Below are 15,498 nucleotides of genomic sequence, written 5' to 3'. Positions count from 1 at the left end.
ATGAGCATTGTCCGTTACAGCCTGATGGCTGCTGCCGTGATGTCCCTTGCCGCTTGCGGTGAAAAGAAAACCGAAGTCGCCGCTCCTGAAGCCAGCGCGCCTGTCGCCAGCGCTCCGGCTCCGGAGAAAAAGGCCGAATCCGACGTGATCGTGATCGGTCATGCAGGTCCCCTGACCGGCTCGATTGCCCACCTCGGCAAGGACAACGAGTACGGCGTGAAGATGGCCATCGACGAAATCAACGAAGCGGGTGGCGTTGACATCGGCGGCAAGAAGATGAAGATCGAAATGGTCTCCGAAGATGACCAGGCCGATCCGAAAGTCGCCACCACCATCGCCCAGCGCTTTGTCGACAAGAAGGTCAATGGTGTTATCGGCCACCTGAATTCCGGCACCACCATTCCGGCGTCCAAGATCTACAGTGAAGCCGGCATTGCGCAGATTTCCCCGTCTGCCACGGCCGTGGCCTATACCGCCCAGGGCTTCAAGACCGCCTTCCGCGTGATGGCCAACGATGCACAGCAGGGCAAGGTGCTGGGTGAATACGCCGTGAAGAAGCTGGGCGCGAAGAAGGTGGCCATCGTTGATGACCGCACCGCCTATGGCCAGGGCCTGGCCGACCAGTTCGAGGCTGCTGCCAAGGCGGCTGGCGCCGAAGTGGTCAAGCGTGAGTTCACCAGCAATTCCGAGACCGATTTCAGCTCCATCCTTACCAACATCAAGGGCGCGAAGCCCGATCTGGTGTTCTTCGGCGGCATGGACGCACAGGCTGCGCCGATGAAGAAGCAACTCGCCAAGCTCGGCATCAAGGCGAAAATGATGGGCGGCGACGGCGCGCAAACGCCGGAATTCGTGAAGCTCTCGGGTGCGGACGCCGAGGGCATGGTCGCATCGATTCCGGGTGTGCCGAAAGAGCAGATGGCTGGCGGCAAGGAATTCCTGGAAAAGTTCAAGGCCAAGAATGGCGTGGAAGTCCAGCTCTACGCACCATTCTGCTATGACGCCGTGATGGTGATGGTCGATGCGATGAAGCGCGCCGGCTCGACCGACCCTGCCAAGTACCTGCCGGAACTGGCCAAGACCGAGTACAAGGGTGTGACCGGCGATATCGCCTTCGACGAAAAGGGTGACATCAAGAATGGTGCCGTTACCCTCTACACCGTCAAGGGCGGCAAGTGGGAAGTGCTTGACGTCGTGGGTGGCGCTGCTGCAGCCAAGTAAGCCTGCGCAATGCAACAAAAAGGGAGCCGCGAGGCTCCTTTTTTGTTGTACTGGCGATCCCGTTCAGTCGTGCCGGTTCTGCTGCAGGACCTTGCCGATCAGCGCGCGGATTACCGCCGGTTCGAAGGGTTTGTCGCAGATGCCGGATACGCCGGCCTGCTCGACGGCGGCCAGCCGCCCGGCATTACTCTCTGACGATACCATCAGGATGGGCAGATCACTTTGCCAGCTGTCCTTGCGGATATATTCGATGAGCTGCTGGCCATCCATTTCCGGCATGTTGTAATCGGTGAGCACCAGATCGAAGCTGCTGGCTTCGAGCAGGTTCATGGCTTCCCGGCCATTGGCGGCTTCGGTGATCAGGCGCACGCCGACATTGCCCAGTACCTGGCGCATGTAGTTGCGCGCGGCGCGCGAGTCATCCACCAGCAGCACGCGCAGGCTGTCCAGCGACACTTCTTCATCAAACGACGTATCGTCGGACAGATAGTCGAGCGTGGTATTCAGTGCGCGCTGCAGCAGATCCTGCGTGAACGGCTTGGGCACAATGGCGCATACGCCCAGCTGGCGTACCGGCTCCAGCATTTGCGGGCGGGTTTCGCTGGAGACCAGAATGAATGCAAGGTTCTGTGTTTCCGGCAGGCTGCGCATCAGCGTCAGCAGCTCGACGCCGGTCATGTCTGCCAGATACATGGCGGAAAGCACCAGCTCGTACTCGTTTTTCTGCAAGTGGGTCATCGCCTGCTGTGCTGTAGTGACATGCTCGATGTGCGAGGCGCCGAGTTTCTGCAGATAGCTGGTGATGACGCTGGCCTGCACGCCGGACGGCTCGATCAGCAGGATGCGCAGTTGTGTGGTGGAGTAGTGTCTGGCCATTGCGGATTCCTTGTTGCCAGCTTCTTATCGTAGAACGCCCTGTCAGGAAAGAAAGGAAACCCCAACCTGGCGTAAACTGGTGCTTTCATCCACCGGACTTTCACGATGAACATCACCGTGCTGTTTCCGACCTCGACCGAGGCGCGCCATTTTTCGCATCCTGCCGCCAGCGTGGCCTATTGCGGAGTCGGGCTGACACGCGCGGCCCATGCGACGACCAGGCTGCTGGCGGATTCCCGCCCCGATGTGCTGATTCTGGCCGGCATCGCCGGCGTCTATCCCGGCTCAAGGCTGCAGGTCGGTGATACCGTACTGGTGGCCAGCGAGCAGGAGGCCGACCTGGGCTTTTTCGGCAAGGACGGCTTCCGGCATCTGGCGGATGTCGATATCGATATGGAATTTGATGTGAGCAAGGTGCGCCCCTGCCCCTGGCTTACCGGGCAGGAACCGTTGCCGCATGCGCACGGCAATTCGCTGAATGCAGCCATGGCACCGTTTGCTCCGACTGCCGGCATCGATCTGGAAAACATGGAAGGGGCCGCCTTTTTCCACGTCTGCCTGCAGGAAAACCAGCGCTTCTACGAAGTACGCTCGATTTCCAATCGCGTGACACTGGACGAGGAGGCCTGGGATTTCGATGCCTCGATCCGCAATCTGGCCGGCGGTCTGCATGAATTCATCGACTGGCTGCTGCAAGCTGGTTGATCGCTTGCGTCGCAAGCGTTTGCCAAATTATTACTGCTAATGTAAAAAATTGCTTGCCAAGCCATGCCGGAACTGGCTATACCTGAATATCCAAATAAAATCAGGGAATTGCCGTGCCCGTGCGTGATGGCCTTCTGGAATCCGTACCGCTGTTTGCGTCCGTGCCAGGCCAGCCGCGTGCCAGCCAGGGTTTGCCGCTGCGCATCCTGCGGCACTGGCAGCAGCCCGCCGTCCAGCGTTTGGCGCTGCTGTGGATTCTGAATCTGCTGGTGTGCATCGTTTTCGGCCTGCTGGTCGTGCAATGGCAATGGTTTGCCATCTCCATGCATTTCGGCGGCACCGACCTGCATGTCACGGTCTATCCCCCCATGATTCTCTGCCTGTTGTGGGTGATGTGGTTCGGTGTGATCTGGGGGGCCATTCCCGCCTATTTGTCGACCTTCGTTCTGGCGCTCTATTCCGGCATGCCGCTGCAGTGGGCGCTTCTGTTCGGGCTGGCCGATCCGCTGGGCCTGCTGGTCATCGGTACGGTGTATCGCGCAATCCAGATGCCGGTGGTGCTCAATACCGCGAGCCAGTGGCTCTTCTTCATGGCCATCTGTTTCATTGCCAGCGTGTTCAGTGCCACAGGCTCGTTCGTGTGGAGCCATACCAGCCAGCTGGGCGATGCGGGCTTGTTTGGAATCTGGCAGGGCTGGTGGCTGGGGGGCTTTCTGCAGGCAAGCCTGATCAATGGCCCGATCATGGCGCTGGCCAGCCCGGCCGTGTTGCGCTGGCGAATGCAGCATTTTCCGCAGCCGCAGATCCGGCTGATGGAAAAATGGCGCTTGCTGCTCACCTCGGCGCTGGGCGTGCTGGGCGTGCTGGGTTTCCTGTGGCTGTCGCTGTTTTTCAGCACCGGCAGCCTGCGCATCAGCCAGCCCAACTCGCTGGCCGATTGGCAGCACCTGGCGCTGGTTACGCGGGAGTCGACGATTGCCGTGTACTGGGTGATGACGGTGCTGTTTCTGGCGATGGTCTTTCTTGGCTATCGCTTTTTTCTGCACTGGACGCACGAACTGGAGCGTGCCGCGGCCAAGACGGCGGCCGAGCGTGATATTGCGCTGCGCCGGCAGGCCGAGGCCGAAGCCGCGCGCGCGGACATGGAACTGCTCAACCAGGAACTGGCAATCCGGATGGTCGAGGTGGAAAGCCTGCAGTTCCAGCTGCAGGAGCAGGCCACCCGCGACCCGCTGACCTATCTGTACAACCGCCGTTATCTGCACGAAACCCTGCCGATCGAATTGCAGCGGGCGCAACGCCAGCAGTATTCGGTTTGCGTGGTCATGATCGATCTGGATTTTTTCAAGGCGGTCAACGACCGGCACGGCCATGCCGTGGGCGATGCGGTGCTCGTGACGCTGGCCGGCGTGCTGCGCACGGGCCTGCGGGCGGTGGATTTTTCGGCGCGCTATGGTGGCGAGGAATTCTGCCTGGTTCTTGCCGACATCGATCTCGTGATGGCGCAGCAGTGTGTCGAGCAACTGCAGCGCTGTTATGCCAGCCAGCACATCCGTGGTGTTGGCGGCGATCTGACCGGCCTGACCTTCTCGGCCGGCATTGCCTGCTGTCCACTCCACGGTGCCGATGAAAAAAGCCTGCTGCGCGCGGCGGATCGTGCGCTCTACAAGGCGAAGGCAGACGGACGCAACTGCATTCGGCTGGCCCCAGATGGTCTGCTGGATGCCGAAATGGATACGCTGGCCTGATACATTTACCTGATTATGTCCCTGTTTCAGAAGCGTCATTCCCGCGAAAGCGGGAATCCAGATAGCGGCGTGAAGCCAAGCTTTGCTCTGGATGCCCGCCTACGCGCGCATGACGAAAAAGGCTTTCTGAAAGAGAAGTATAATCAGATACATTTATGGGTATGCGCCTGAGGCTATTTCAATGAAATGGTCAAGGGTGTATACCCGCCATTTTGTTGCGGCATAAGGCACATTTAAAAGCCGCCCCGTAGGGCGGCCTGAGCGGGCGTGGCGCGCTTACTCGGCGGCCAGCAGCGCCAGCGCTGCGGCGACATCGGCATGTGCAATGCCGTCACCCAGGCTGACCGGTGCATCATTCAGCGCCGCTGCGCCTTCCTTCTTCAGCTTGCCTACCCACTGTCCGGCATCACGGCCGGCGTCGAAGGCTGCGCTTTGCAGCAGTACGCGGCCATCGTGGCTGGTGAGCTTGAAGTAGAAGCGGCCATCGGCCTCGCGGTACTGCTTGAAGAGCGGCAGCGCCGCCTTTGCTTTCTCGGCGTGGTCAGCCGGTTTGGCGATGGCATTGAAGCGGCGCAGGCCAACAGCATGACGCAGTTCGGTGAGGAAAGGCGTGGCAATTGCCCGCGCCTTCTGTGCGCCGATCTGCAGCAATTCTTCAATCTGTTCCGGATTGGCCATCAGCGCTTCATAGCGGGCGCGCATCGGCGCGATTTCTCGCTCGATCAGCTGCACCAGCTGCTGCTTGGCTTCGCCCCAGCCGAGGCCAGCCATCAGCGCGGCGCGGAAGGCCGCCACTTCACCGGCACTGGCGAAGGCTTCATAGATGGTCACGAGGTGCGAATTGTCCGGGTCTTTCGGCTCGCCCGGCAGTTTCGAATCGGTGACGATGCGGGCGATGGCATCCTTGATGGCCTTCGCGCCGCCTTCGAACAGCGGAATGGTATTGTCGTAGGACTTGCTCATCTTGCGGCCATCGAGCCCTGGCAGCGTGGCCACGTGTTCCTCGATGTGCGCTTCCGGCAGCACGAAGAGTTCGCGCCCCTGCCCGAAGGTGTGATTGAAGCGGGCAGCGACATCGCGCGCCATTTCGATGTGCTGGATCTGGTCGCGGCCGACCGGAATCTTGTGCGCGTTGAACATCAGGATGTCCGCCGCCATCAGGATCGGGTAGCAGAACAGGCCCATGGTCACGCCGTGATCGGGGTCTTCGCCGGCCGCTTCGTTGATGTCGGTGCTGGCCTTGTAGGCATGCGCGCGGTTCATCTGGCCCTTGGCGGTGACGCAGGTCAAAAGCCAGTTGAGTTCGGTGATCTCCGGCACGTCGCTCTGGCGGTAGAAGGTCACGCGTTCCGGGTCGAGGCCGGCGGCCAGCCAGGTGGCGGCGATTTCGATGCGCGAGCGTTCGATGCGTGCCGGATCATCGCACTTGATCAGCGCGTGATAGTCGGCCAGAAAGAAAAACGCATCCACATCGGCCTTGCGGCTGGCTTCGATGGCCGGGCGGATCGCGCCGACGTAGTTGCCAAGGTGGGGAGTGCCGGTCGTGGTAACGCCGGTCAGCACGCGCGTAGTCATATCGTCGTCCTTCGTCTTGAACCGCAGAGAAGGGCGCAGTCTAGCAGCTGGCCGCCGATTTGGCAGCCGGCGGGCGCGTGCTTACTGATATTGCGCAGGGACTTTCCATCGGCTCAGCGCGTCGAAAATACGCTGGCGGATTTCCGGCGGCAGGCTGTCCTTGCGGAAGGCGAGGTAGACGGGGTCGCTTTGTACTGGTTTATCCAGCGTCACCAGCTTGCCCGCGCGCGCCATCAGTTCGGGGTCGGTGCGCTGCACTTCGCGCACGGCGTCTTCCAGCGCTTTCACGTTGGACGACATCAGAATGCAGTCGATATTGCCGGCGAGCAGATTGCGCAGGCGGACTTCAATGCTGGTGTCGCGGATCATGGTGATGCTGCCGGTCTTGACCGCGTTATCGATCTCTTCGCCATAGCTGGCACCGAGTTGTCCGCCGACTTTCCGTCCCCGCAGCGAATGGACGCCGTCAAAGGGGAAGGCTCGGTTCTGCAGCATGGTCAGGCGGATTTGCGATTCATAGATCAAGGGGGAGTAGTCAAAAAGCTGCGCGCGCTCACGGGTATGCGACAGACCGATCACGCCGCCCTCGCCGGCCAGCGCCGCCTTGTAGCTGCGGTTCCACGGTTGCAGTACCAGGCGCACCGGCAGGCCGGTGCTGCGGCGGATATGTGCGACCGCCGCCACCGCCAGACCGTGCATTTCACCGTTTTCCTGCCAGGATACTGGCTTGTAATCAATGTCGCCGAAGATGAGGATTTCCTTGTCTTCGGCCTGTGCCGTGCCGGTGACGGCCAGGCCCAGCACGAGCAGCAGCAGGATGAGCAGGTGACGCATGGCCGCCTCCCGGATTGCGTTGCAGTATACGGATTTCCAGTCTAGGCATGATCTGACGGCTGCGCAGTGCTGCTAGACTGACGGCATGACAAGCCTCTCGTTATCCACGCCGCCATCGCCCTGCATCAAGCGCTGTGAACTTGATGCTGCAGGGGTGTGCACCGGCTGCCGCCGCACGATTGACGAAATCACCCGCTGGCAGGCGATGGGCGATGCGGAAAAGCAGGCCGTCTGGCAGCGCCTGCTGGCCCTGCCGCCACGCCCGGGCGGGAAGCGGTGCAGCGCCTGCGGGCAATGGTTTGTCTGTGGCAGCGGCGGCAGGGAGGGTGGCTGCTGGTGTGCCGATCTGCCGGCAACGCTGCCGCTGGGTGGCGGCGCAGATTGTTTGTGTCCGCAGTGCCTGCGGGCGCGCATTGACGGATAGTTGCGACCGGATTTTCGGGTTGTATTATGGGTATCTGCTTGTAGCCATTTCAATACGATGGCTTCGAGCACATACATGATGGAGTATTCATGAGCGTCGACATGCCGGTTTCGCTGGATACCGCCGCCCGCTGGGCCTTGCTGCAGCGTAATCCCGGCCTCACCGCACTGGCTGAAGCTTGCCCGGACGACTGGCTGGCGGTGCGGGATGAACTGGCTGCGGTATTTGCGCGCCGCGATCCGGCCGAGCTGAAAGCGCTGATCACGCGCGCCGCGCAGCGCCACCGGCCCGATGCGCGTTTTCTGAGTGGCGAGCGCGACGGCCGGGCGTTTGCGCTGTTTGTCAGCCAGCAGGTGCGCTTGCGGCTGACCGAGCTGGCGCTGCGCCAGCATGCGTTCAGCGCAGCGACGGGCGTGAGCAAAGGCAAGGCGCGTTTCAATCTGTGGAGCGGCCTGCTGGCACAAAAGCTGTTCTTCGAGCGCGATCTGGTGCGCAAGCCCGTTTCGCTGCGGACGTTCCGGCTGATCTGGCCGCTTATCGGGCAGAAGCGGCTGCTGATGCCGCTGGTGGAAAAGCGCGGGATCTGGTGTTTCTACAGCCGCGAGCTGATCGCCGGACTGGCCGCGCTGATTGCCGGGCGCCGCACGCTGGAAATCGCCGCAGGCGATGGCATGCTGAGCCGCTTTCTGGCTGCCGCCGGCACGGACGTCACCGCGAGCGATGATTACAGCTGGCAGGGCGCGGTGAATTACCCCGAGTCGGTGCAGAAACTGGATGCGCTTGCCGCCGTGCAGCGCTTCCAGCCGCAGGTGGTGATCTGCTGCTGGCCGCCTTCGGGCAACGTGTTCGAAAAACAGCTGTTCCGTCAGCGCTGTGTCGAGACTTATATCGTGATCGGTAGCCGCTCGCGCTTTATCACGGGTAACTGGCGCGAATACGAGGCGCAGACCGCATTTGTCTGGCGCGAAGCCCCCGAGCTGAGCCGGCTGGTGCTGCCCCCCGAATTGCAGGCGGGCGTCTGGGTGTTCGAGCGCAAACAGTAAATCGCAACCTCGCAATACAGAACGGGCAGCCCGCAAGGCTGCCCGTGTATTTTACTTCTGGTCTATTTACGGCACTGCCGGCTTACTTGGCCAGCTTGTCGAAGTAGGCGCGGTGCTGGGTGCTGAATTCAAAGCTGTTGAACTTGTCCCAGTTCACCGACCAGGTCATCAGTCCGCGCAGGTTCGGGTAGACGGCATGCGGCTTGTAGTTGCCGCAGCCGGTGCCCTTCATCAGGCAATCCAGCGCCGTTTGCACGTCGGCGACGCTGGTGAAGCCGCCGCCGGCATTGCCGTTGGCCGGCAGGCCGATGGCAATCTGCTCCTGACGCAGTGCCGGGAACTGGAAGTTCGTGCCAGCCACCTTGAAGCCGGTCAGCAGCATGTCGGTCATGGCGACGTGGAAGTCCGCGTTGCCCATGGTGTGATAGCTGTTGTCCAGCCCGGTGATCGGCCCGGAGTTGTAGTCCTGCACGTGCAACAGCGTCAGATCGTCACGCATCGCGTAGATCACCGGCAGATAGGCACCGGCGCGCGTATCGCAACCCGCGCAATTGCCACCGTAGAAGCTGTAGCCCAGTTGCACGAAGAAGGTTTCCGGCGCCATGGTCAGCGTGAACTTGCTGCCGTATTTCGCCTTCAGTTGTTTCAGCGCGCTGATCAGGTTCACCACGACCGGCGTGGTCGGCTTGGCCAGATCATTGTCACCGGGATTGAGCTGCAGCGAGTGGCCCTCGAAATCGACGTCCAGACCATCCAGACCATATTTGTCGATGATGGCGGAAACCGAATTGACGAAGCTGGTCACCGCTGCGGCATTTTCCAGACGAACCTGGCCGTTGGCGCCACCGATGGAGATCTGCACCTTCTTGCCCTGTGCCTGCTTGGCCTTGATCGCCGCGATGAATTCGGCTTCCGATTCCACATTCGGGCATTCGGATACCGGGCACATCTTGAAGGCGACTTGGCCGGAGGTCGACGAGGTCGGCTCGGCAAACGACAGGTTGATGATGTCCCACTTGTCCGACACATCGCTCATGCGGATGTAACCCGAGCCGTTGGCAAAGCTGGCGTGCAGATAGCCGACGAGCACGTGCTTGGGCAGATCAGTTGGCGTGCCGGTCGGTGTCACGGTGGGGGTCACGGTCGGCGTGACTGTTGGTGTCGGTGTGACGGGCGGAGTCGGGTCGACCAGTACGGCCGGCTGGCTCAGGACGCAGCCCGTGTAGTTTTCAGCACAAACCTGGATGCGTACGCTGCGGTCGCTGGTCGAGCCGGTGCCCGTCCAGTAGCTCTTCCCGGCATCATCGACCACGCTGATGACACGGCTGTCGCCGCTCCAGCCATTCTTGCCGATGATGATGCGCCAGACTGCCGGCGTGCCGGAATACGCACTGCGGTCCAGCTTCCAGCTCAGGGTGTTGCCGCTGAGAATGACCTGCTGGAAGGTGACCGTGCTGCCAGCCGGCATGGTGATGTTCGGGCATTGCAGTGTCGGGTCGTAGGCGCTGACAAAGCCAGGAATCGGCGTCGGCATCGGACAGATCGGGGGTGTCGGTGTCGGCGTCACCGGTGGCGTCGGTGTGCCGGTGGTACCGCCGCAGAGGCCGAGGTCTTTCCAGACGCCCCATTCGGTCGATTTGCTCGGATCATCGCCCTGCGTCCACCACTTCGCGCTGTAGTTGCGGCCGTTGTAGCTGACCGAGGCACCGCCGTTATAGGCCGTTGTGGCATTCCAGGCCGCGGCGCAATTGCCGGCGGGCTGGCTCGGGGTCACCGTGGGCGGGATGGTCGGCGTCGGTGTGAATGTCGGCAGCTGCGTCGGGGTCACCGTTACCACTGGCGTCGGAGTGGGAGTGGGCGAAACCGTGCCCGAGCTGCCCATGTCCTGCCACAGCGTCGGTGTACCGGATGGTGTCCAGCCGGCGCCGACATAGGCGGTGTGAGTGACGAGGGCCTTGTAGTCGTGGCCATTGAAGCTGACGACGGTGCCCGCCGTGTACGTGTTGCCTTCCTGCCATTGCGGCGCGGCATGCGCCAGTGCTGAAATCAGCAGCGCGGCGAGGGTGAGCGACAGGCGCGAGCGCCCGCGCGATGAACGTGCAGTCATGCGTACTCCTCCATTCCATCAAACGGTCATTGTCATTGCGGGTCTGCTGCCCGCAGGGCATTGTTCAACGCATGACGGAGCATGACAAGCTATTGATAAAAATAAGAAATTAAGTGCTTTATGATATGACTGGATCTGTCGCTGTCTTGTCAGCTGGCATGCCTCTCGCGCCCCGTATGACCGTAGGCTGACACTTCATCCGGTGTTGTTTTCAGCAGACACTGGCGGCAATGCGCTTGCCGGTGCCGATGGGGGCCGTGACGTGCGCGGGCGGAGATCGTGGCTTGCCAGGTGCGGAATGGTTCTGCCAGCAATAAAAGCGGGAGTCGCGGCCCTGCTTGGGCGAGGGGCTGGCATGCAGGAGATGGATGTCGTTTTCCATGCACAGCGACAGCGGCACTGTTATTCTGCCCGCCTGGATTATGGAGAAATGTATGCAAGCATTTGAAGTGGAACTGGATCAGGAATATATCGCCCTCAATGATCTGCTGAAGATCACCGGCGTCGTTGATACCGGTGGCGCCGGCAAGCTGATGGTGGCTTCCGGCGTGGTGCAGGTGGACGGGCAGCAGGAGTTGCGCAAGACCTGTAAGATTCGTCCCGGGCAGGTGGTCGAGGTGGATGGCGAAGTGCGCATCACCGTGCTGCAGATGCCGCCGGAAGAGTGACCGGTCCGGCTGGCAGAATGTGCTGATTTGATGGGTATATGTTGCTAGCCATTTTCAAATAATGGCTTTGGTGCAATACCTTGTGCTGTATCAGGCTGGCAGGCGCCGCCGCAGTTCGTCCAGCAACTCGGCGTCGGCGTGCCAGTGGCTGGCGTGCTGCGCGGCCAGGGTGTTGCCGCGCTCGCGATAATGGCTGGCAGCGGTAAGCTGGCCGAGTGCGGCGGCATAGTCTGCTGCCTGCGCGCACAGGCCGGCTTCGACGTGCGTCATCTTGTCTTCTTCGGCGATGCGCAAGGCGTGCTGGATCAGGCTGAAGGCCAGCGACAGATTGTCCTGCCCGGCATTGATGGTGGCGAGCAGGCCCAGCAGCTTGGCTTCGCACCAGTGCGAAGGAGTATGCACGAGCATGCTCAGCCCTTCTTCGGCCAACTGCTCGGCTTGGTCGATCTGCCCCCGGTCCAGCGTGATTTCCGCCAGCCGCAACAGCAGCTCGGCCTGGAAGAAATTGAATCCGTTTTCCCGGCACAGCCTCAGCGCGTCTTCCAGCAATTGCCAGGCTTCATCCGGCTGCCCGGCGACGCGCAGGTCCCAGGCCAGGCTGATGCCCAGTTTGGCGGTGAGGTAGATGTCATCAAGCGGTGCGATGAGGCGCTGGGCCAGTCGATGGTAAGCCAGTGCCAGCCCGTTTTCACCCAGTGCGCTGCAGCAGTGCCCCAGGCCGATGCAGGCCATGCCGGATTCGCTGGCGGGGCCGCCGAGCTCGCGGCACTGGTCAAGGCAGGAGAGCCAGTGCAGCGCTGCCTGCCGGTATTCGCCAGCCGTGTAGGCTTCGCGCCCCAGGCGCTCCTGCACGACCGGTTCAAGCTCTGTGAGCTGATGCTGGCGGCACCAGGCCAGCGCCTGCAGCAGTTCGGCGCGGGCGCCGACGCTTTCGCCCAGCTGGTCTTCGATCAGCGAGAGCAGGTTGGCTGCCTGCACGAAGCCTTGCGGGTCCTGCCCGTCACGCAGGTGGTTGAGGACGCCACGGCACAATTGCAGCGCAGTGACCGGTTCATTGAACAGGATCTGCTCGATGTGCAGCAGCTCGCTCTCGTGCGTCATGCCCGCTCGGACTGCAGGGAGAGGCCGGGATCGCCGCCGCGCAGCACGCGCTGCACCTGCCGGCTGGCGGGCTGCAGGCTGTCGCAGAGGCTGGCGAGCGCCGCGTCGCTTTCTGCCTGCCCGCACATGAACAGGTCGAGCGCGGCGTAGCCATGCTCCGGCCAGGTGTGGATGCTGATGTGTGATTCCATCAGCAGCAGCACGCCGGTGACGCCCTGCTGCGGGCCGAAGTGATGAAAATGCTGCTGCAGCACGGTGGCGCGGCCGGCCCCGGCTGCGGCCAGCAGCAGGCTGGCAATACGCTCCGGGTTGGCGAGCAGTGCCGCGTCGCAACCGTAGAAGTCGGCCAGCAGGTGCCGGCCCAGCGGGGAAGCCATTACTTGTGGCCTCCGCCCGAGCTCCAGCCGCCGGAGGAAAAACCGCTGCCCCAGCCGCGGGTGGATGTGCCTGAACTGCTGCACGAGCTCATGTTGAACAGGGTGCTCAGCGACACGATGGCGATGCAGTAAGCCTTGAAGAGTCCGCGTCCCATGCGCTTAGTTGTCCTTGTTGAATTTGAGCGGCAGGCGCAACAGCCACCACGCCAGCCCGGTCCAGATCAGGCCGGAGAAAAAGTTGCCGAACAGCATGATGGGCACATTGATCACCAGTAGGATGATGGTGGCCAGCGTTGCCATGCTGCTGAGGTCATTATCGGCCGGGGCGGCGGTGCTGCTGTATTTGGGTGTGACGATTTCCTGCTTGCCGAACCACTGGGCGACCAGTTCGTTGGTCAGTTTCTTCGACGTGGTCCAGTTGACTTCACTGCGCGTGCTTTCCTTGCCCAGCCGCACGCCATTGCGCTCGTAATCGCGATAGGTCGTCACGTCGCCCACTTTCACCCGCCAGTTGAAGGCACCGGCAGCGTAAGTAACGCGGCCGTCGTAGGCCGGGTAGAGCTTGCGGTATTGTTCCTTGTTGAAGGTCGCCGAGTTCTCGCCCCAGGCATCCGGCCATTTGTCGAGTACCCTTGCCTCGTACCAGCCATCACTCGTTTCCACCAGCCATTTGAAGCCTTTCTTGGCATGGTAGAGCAGGTATTCGCTCCAGCCCGAATCGTCGTCGCCGACTTCTTCGAGCTCGATCAGGCCGATTACCGTCCACCAGTTGTCGCCCTCGATTGTCGCCTTGTCGCCGATGTCGAGCGTGGCGTGGTAGCGGTTGGCTTCCTCGTGCTTGGCGAGTACCGTCGCGCGGTCGCCCGAGCAATCCACTTCGCTGGTGCAGGCTGGGCAGACGATCTGCGTGGCGACACCGGCCTTGTAATTGAGCGGGCTGCCGCAGTTCGGGCAGTCGAGCACATTGTTTGCGCCCTTGAGCTTGCCGGCGGTTTGCAGAATCTGGTCGCCATCGCGCAACAGCTGGCAGTTCAATTCGTCCAGCACCACCGCCGAGCCGGCATAGAGGCGTGGCGTTCCGTCCGAATAATCGATGGTCAGGAAGCGGTCGCCCGAGCGGCAGTCAACCACCTTCGCCTCGTAGCCTTCGCCCACGATAAAGGGCAGCTCGCCCTGGCCGCCGACACAGCGTGCCGTGCGCACATCGGTGGCGATAAAGCTGCGCCCGGCGTGTTCATAGCGGAATTCCGGGTGCATCTGCTCGAAAGGCGTGGCATTTTTCGCCGGACCGATATCGAGCGTGAACATGTACTGCCCTGACGCATCGGCCAGCCAGCCGCCGCTGCCGTCATCGAACATCACGTACCACTCGTTCCACAGGCCTGCGTCGTAGTGCAGCTGGATGCGGCCGACCACGGTGAAATTGCGCTTGGCAAAGGTACCCGAGGTGCCGATCTGGATCGGCGAATAATCTTCGAGCACGCGGCCGATCTTGCCGATGTCTTTTACTTCATCGGCATCGCGCAGCACGGTGCTCTGGCAGTACTCGCAGACGGCGATCGTCGAGATCGTCGAGCGGAACAGCACTTCGGCGCCACAACTGGGGCAGGCGGTACGGTACATGGCGGGTTTCTTGTAAGTAGGTGGCCGGGTATTGCCATGCAACCCTTTGATTCAAATGGCTGCGTGGCAATACCTTTTGGTTTAGCCCAGCAGCTTCTTCAGCACCTCGGCCTTGGCCGTGTCGTAATCGGCCTGGCTGATCAGGCCGGCGTCGAGCAGGCCCTTGAGTTTGGCCAGCTTGGCCTGCGGGTCGTCCGCCGCTGGCGCGGCCGGAGCAGCTGAGGTGACACCCGCGCCCGCAACCATGCCGACACCGACGCCACCATCCGCGCCCATGACCACACCGGCTGCAGCCGGAGCGACCGGCTGCTGGGCCGCGCCCGGGTTCAGGGCTGTGTTCATCGCGCCCGCCATCACCTGACCCATGCCGATGCCGGCGGCCATGCTGGCACCGATGCCGGCCATGCCGCCTTCGTTCTGTGCCGCGAGCGGAATCGCGTTGGCAGCCTGGTACTGCGTGTAGGTCTGCATATTGCCGATCATGCCCATGCTGATCCGGGTATCGAGCGCCTTCTGCAGTTCTTCCGGCAGCGAGACATTTTCAACGGCGAAGTTGTCGAGTTCGAGGCCGTACTTGGCAAATACCGGGACCAGTGCTTCCTTGATCTTCTCGCCCATCAGGCCCTGGTTGCCGGCCATGTCGATGAAGGGAACGCCGGATGAACCCAGCGCGCTGGTCATGGTGGAAATCACCAGATTGCGCAGCTGCTGCTCGACTTCGTCACGGGTGTAAGTCTCGCGCGTGCCGCTGATTTCGGTGTAGAACAGTTTCGGGTCGGCGATCTTGTACGAGTAGATGCCGAAGGCGCGCATGCGCACCATGCCGAAATCCGCATCGCGGATGGTAATCGGCTGCGGCGTGCCCCACTTGCGGCCGAGCTGCACGCGGGTGCTGAAGAAGTACACGTCCGACTTGAAGGGCGACTGGAACAGCTTGTCCCAGTTCTTCAGGTAGGTGAGTACCGGCAGGGTTTGCGTGGTCAGCTTGTGCATGCCGGCCGGGAACACGTCGGCCACCTTGCCTTCATTGACGAACACCGCAGCCTGCGATTCGCGCACGGTGAGGCTGCCGCCATACTGGATTTCGTTGTCGGCCATCGGATAGCGCCAGGCCAGGATGCCGTCCTGATCCTCCTGCCATTCCAGGATGTCGATAAACTGTTTCTTGATGAATGAACCGAGACCCATGATGTACT

Annotated in this window: 16 protein-coding genes; 6 read left to right on the top strand and 10 right to left on the bottom strand. The window is 61.8% G+C overall.

Annotated features, from left to right (window positions below; translation table 11 throughout):
* The gene (locus tag H559_RS0116900; RefSeq protein WP_028453645.1) at nt 1-1,221 is read left to right on the top strand and encodes a branched-chain amino acid ABC transporter substrate-binding protein; all 1,221 of its coding nucleotides are present in this window, start codon (nt 1-3) and stop codon (nt 1,219-1,221) included.
* A 63-nt stretch (nt 1,222-1,284) separates the two neighbouring features.
* On the opposite strand, the gene H559_RS0116895 is transcribed toward H559_RS0116900, so the two are convergent.
* Complete coding sequence (locus H559_RS0116895) at nt 1,285-2,097, bottom strand: response regulator transcription factor (RefSeq protein WP_028453644.1); 813 nt, start codon at nt 2,095-2,097, stop codon at nt 1,285-1,287.
* A gap of 105 nt (nt 2,098-2,202) precedes the next feature.
* Between H559_RS0116895 and H559_RS0116890 the strand changes: the two genes are divergently transcribed.
* Nucleotides 2,203-2,802 carry a phosphorylase family protein gene (locus H559_RS0116890; protein WP_028453643.1) on the top strand — a complete coding sequence of 200 codons (600 nt, stop codon included), beginning with the start codon at nt 2,203-2,205 and terminating at the stop codon, nt 2,800-2,802.
* Between the two features lie 119 nt (nt 2,803-2,921).
* Nucleotides 2,922-4,550, top strand: coding sequence for a sensor domain-containing diguanylate cyclase (locus tag H559_RS21995; protein ID WP_211230963.1), 1,629 nt, complete (start codon nt 2,922-2,924; stop codon nt 4,548-4,550).
* Nucleotides 4,551-4,826: 276 nt separating this feature from the next.
* Here H559_RS21995 and H559_RS0116880 read toward each other — a convergent pair whose 3' ends face one another.
* Both H559_RS0116880 and H559_RS0116875 read right to left on the bottom strand, forming a co-directional pair.
* A complete protein-coding gene (locus tag H559_RS0116880) occupies nt 4,827-6,125 on the bottom strand; it encodes a tryptophan--tRNA ligase (protein WP_028453641.1) in 1,299 nt (432 codons plus the stop codon).
* An 81-nt stretch (nt 6,126-6,206) separates the two neighbouring features.
* A complete protein-coding gene (locus tag H559_RS0116875; protein WP_028453640.1) occupies nt 6,207-6,959 on the bottom strand; it encodes a substrate-binding periplasmic protein in 753 nt (250 codons plus the stop codon).
* Nucleotides 6,960-7,044: 85 nt separating this feature from the next.
* On the opposite strand from H559_RS0116875, the gene H559_RS0116870 reads away from it, so the two are divergent.
* Together H559_RS0116870 and H559_RS20965 are read left to right on the top strand one after the other, a co-directional pair.
* Complete coding sequence (locus tag H559_RS0116870) at nt 7,045-7,383, top strand: DUF1289 domain-containing protein (protein WP_028453639.1); 339 nt, start codon at nt 7,045-7,047, stop codon at nt 7,381-7,383.
* Nucleotides 7,384-7,472: 89 nt separating this feature from the next.
* Nucleotides 7,473-8,426: a class I SAM-dependent methyltransferase gene (locus H559_RS20965; RefSeq protein WP_051279709.1), complete on the top strand. Its 954-nt coding sequence runs from the start codon at nt 7,473-7,475 to the stop codon at nt 8,424-8,426.
* Nucleotides 8,427-8,508: 82 nt separating this feature from the next.
* On the opposite strand, the gene H559_RS23080 is transcribed toward H559_RS20965, so the two are convergent.
* Both H559_RS23080 and H559_RS22860 read right to left on the bottom strand, forming a co-directional pair.
* Nucleotides 8,509-10,533, bottom strand: coding sequence for a carbohydrate-binding protein (locus tag H559_RS23080; protein ID WP_245579395.1), 2,025 nt, complete (start codon nt 10,531-10,533; stop codon nt 8,509-8,511).
* Nucleotides 10,534-10,744: 211 nt separating this feature from the next.
* Entirely contained in the window at nt 10,745-10,915 is a 171-nt protein-coding gene (locus H559_RS22860) for a hypothetical protein (RefSeq protein WP_155845471.1), read from the bottom strand.
* 52 nt (nt 10,916-10,967) lie between these two features.
* Here H559_RS22860 and H559_RS0116850 point away from each other — a divergent pair, with 52 nt between their 5' ends.
* Nucleotides 10,968-11,201, top strand: coding sequence for an RNA-binding S4 domain-containing protein (locus H559_RS0116850; RefSeq protein WP_028453638.1), 234 nt, complete (start codon nt 10,968-10,970; stop codon nt 11,199-11,201).
* 90 nt (nt 11,202-11,291) lie between these two features.
* Here the strand turns inward: H559_RS0116850 and H559_RS0116845 are convergent, their stop codons facing one another.
* The 5 genes from H559_RS0116845 to H559_RS0116825 form a co-directional block, all read right to left on the bottom strand.
* Nucleotides 11,292-12,302: a tetratricopeptide repeat protein gene (locus tag H559_RS0116845; protein WP_028453637.1), complete on the bottom strand. Its 1,011-nt coding sequence runs from the start codon at nt 12,300-12,302 to the stop codon at nt 11,292-11,294.
* Nucleotides 12,299-12,679, bottom strand: a complete 381-nt coding sequence (gene speD / locus H559_RS0116840; protein ID WP_028453636.1) for an adenosylmethionine decarboxylase — start codon at nt 12,677-12,679, stop codon at nt 12,299-12,301. The genes H559_RS0116845 and speD overlap by 4 nt, the downstream gene beginning before the upstream one ends.
* Nucleotides 12,679-12,834, bottom strand: coding sequence for a hypothetical protein (locus H559_RS22970; protein ID WP_169727073.1), 156 nt, complete (start codon nt 12,832-12,834; stop codon nt 12,679-12,681). The genes speD and H559_RS22970 overlap by 1 nt, the downstream gene beginning before the upstream one ends.
* A gap of 4 nt (nt 12,835-12,838) precedes the next feature.
* Nucleotides 12,839-14,302 (bottom strand): DUF4178 domain-containing protein, encoded by a 1,464-nt coding sequence (locus H559_RS0116830; RefSeq protein ID WP_028453635.1) that lies wholly within the window; start codon nt 14,300-14,302, stop codon nt 12,839-12,841.
* A gap of 81 nt (nt 14,303-14,383) precedes the next feature.
* A complete protein-coding gene (locus H559_RS0116825; RefSeq protein ID WP_028453634.1) occupies nt 14,384-15,490 on the bottom strand; it encodes an SPFH domain-containing protein in 1,107 nt (368 codons plus the stop codon).
* Nucleotides 15,491-15,498: the final 8 nt, after the last annotated feature.

Source organism: Chitinilyticum aquatile DSM 21506, from assembly GCF_000430805.1.
GTDB lineage: Bacteria > Pseudomonadota > Gammaproteobacteria > Burkholderiales > Chitinibacteraceae > Chitinilyticum > Chitinilyticum aquatile.
This window is presented reverse-complemented; position numbering and strand designations above follow the sequence as displayed.

Coding starts and splice junctions, on each gene's coding strand:
- H559_RS23080 (WP_245579395.1), bottom strand. CDS start 10,533: ATGACTGCACGTTCATCGCGCGGGCGCTCGCGCCTGTCGCTCACCCTC.
- H559_RS20965 (WP_051279709.1), top strand. CDS start 7,473: ATGAGCGTCGACATGCCGGTTTCGCTGGATACCGCCGCCCGCTGGGCC.
- H559_RS22970 (WP_169727073.1), bottom strand. CDS start 12,834: ATGGGACGCGGACTCTTCAAGGCTTACTGCATCGCCATCGTGTCGCTG.
- H559_RS22860 (WP_155845471.1), bottom strand. CDS start 10,915: ATGGAAAACGACATCCATCTCCTGCATGCCAGCCCCTCGCCCAAGCAG.
- H559_RS0116880 (WP_028453641.1), bottom strand. CDS start 6,125: ATGACTACGCGCGTGCTGACCGGCGTTACCACGACCGGCACTCCCCAC.
- H559_RS0116845 (WP_028453637.1), bottom strand. CDS start 12,302: ATGACGCACGAGAGCGAGCTGCTGCACATCGAGCAGATCCTGTTCAAT.
- speD (WP_028453636.1), bottom strand. CDS start 12,679: ATGGCTTCCCCGCTGGGCCGGCACCTGCTGGCCGACTTCTACGGTTGC.
- H559_RS0116870 (WP_028453639.1), top strand. CDS start 7,045: ATGACAAGCCTCTCGTTATCCACGCCGCCATCGCCCTGCATCAAGCGC.
- H559_RS0116890 (WP_028453643.1), top strand. CDS start 2,203: ATGAACATCACCGTGCTGTTTCCGACCTCGACCGAGGCGCGCCATTTT.
- H559_RS0116850 (WP_028453638.1), top strand. CDS start 10,968: ATGCAAGCATTTGAAGTGGAACTGGATCAGGAATATATCGCCCTCAAT.
- H559_RS0116900 (WP_028453645.1), top strand. CDS start 1: ATGAGCATTGTCCGTTACAGCCTGATGGCTGCTGCCGTGATGTCCCTT.
- H559_RS0116875 (WP_028453640.1), bottom strand. CDS start 6,959: ATGCGTCACCTGCTCATCCTGCTGCTGCTCGTGCTGGGCCTGGCCGTC.
- H559_RS0116895 (WP_028453644.1), bottom strand. CDS start 2,097: ATGGCCAGACACTACTCCACCACACAACTGCGCATCCTGCTGATCGAG.
- H559_RS0116830 (WP_028453635.1), bottom strand. CDS start 14,302: ATGTACCGTACCGCCTGCCCCAGTTGTGGCGCCGAAGTGCTGTTCCGC.
- H559_RS0116825 (WP_028453634.1), bottom strand. CDS start 15,490: ATGGGTCTCGGTTCATTCATCAAGAAACAGTTTATCGACATCCTGGAA.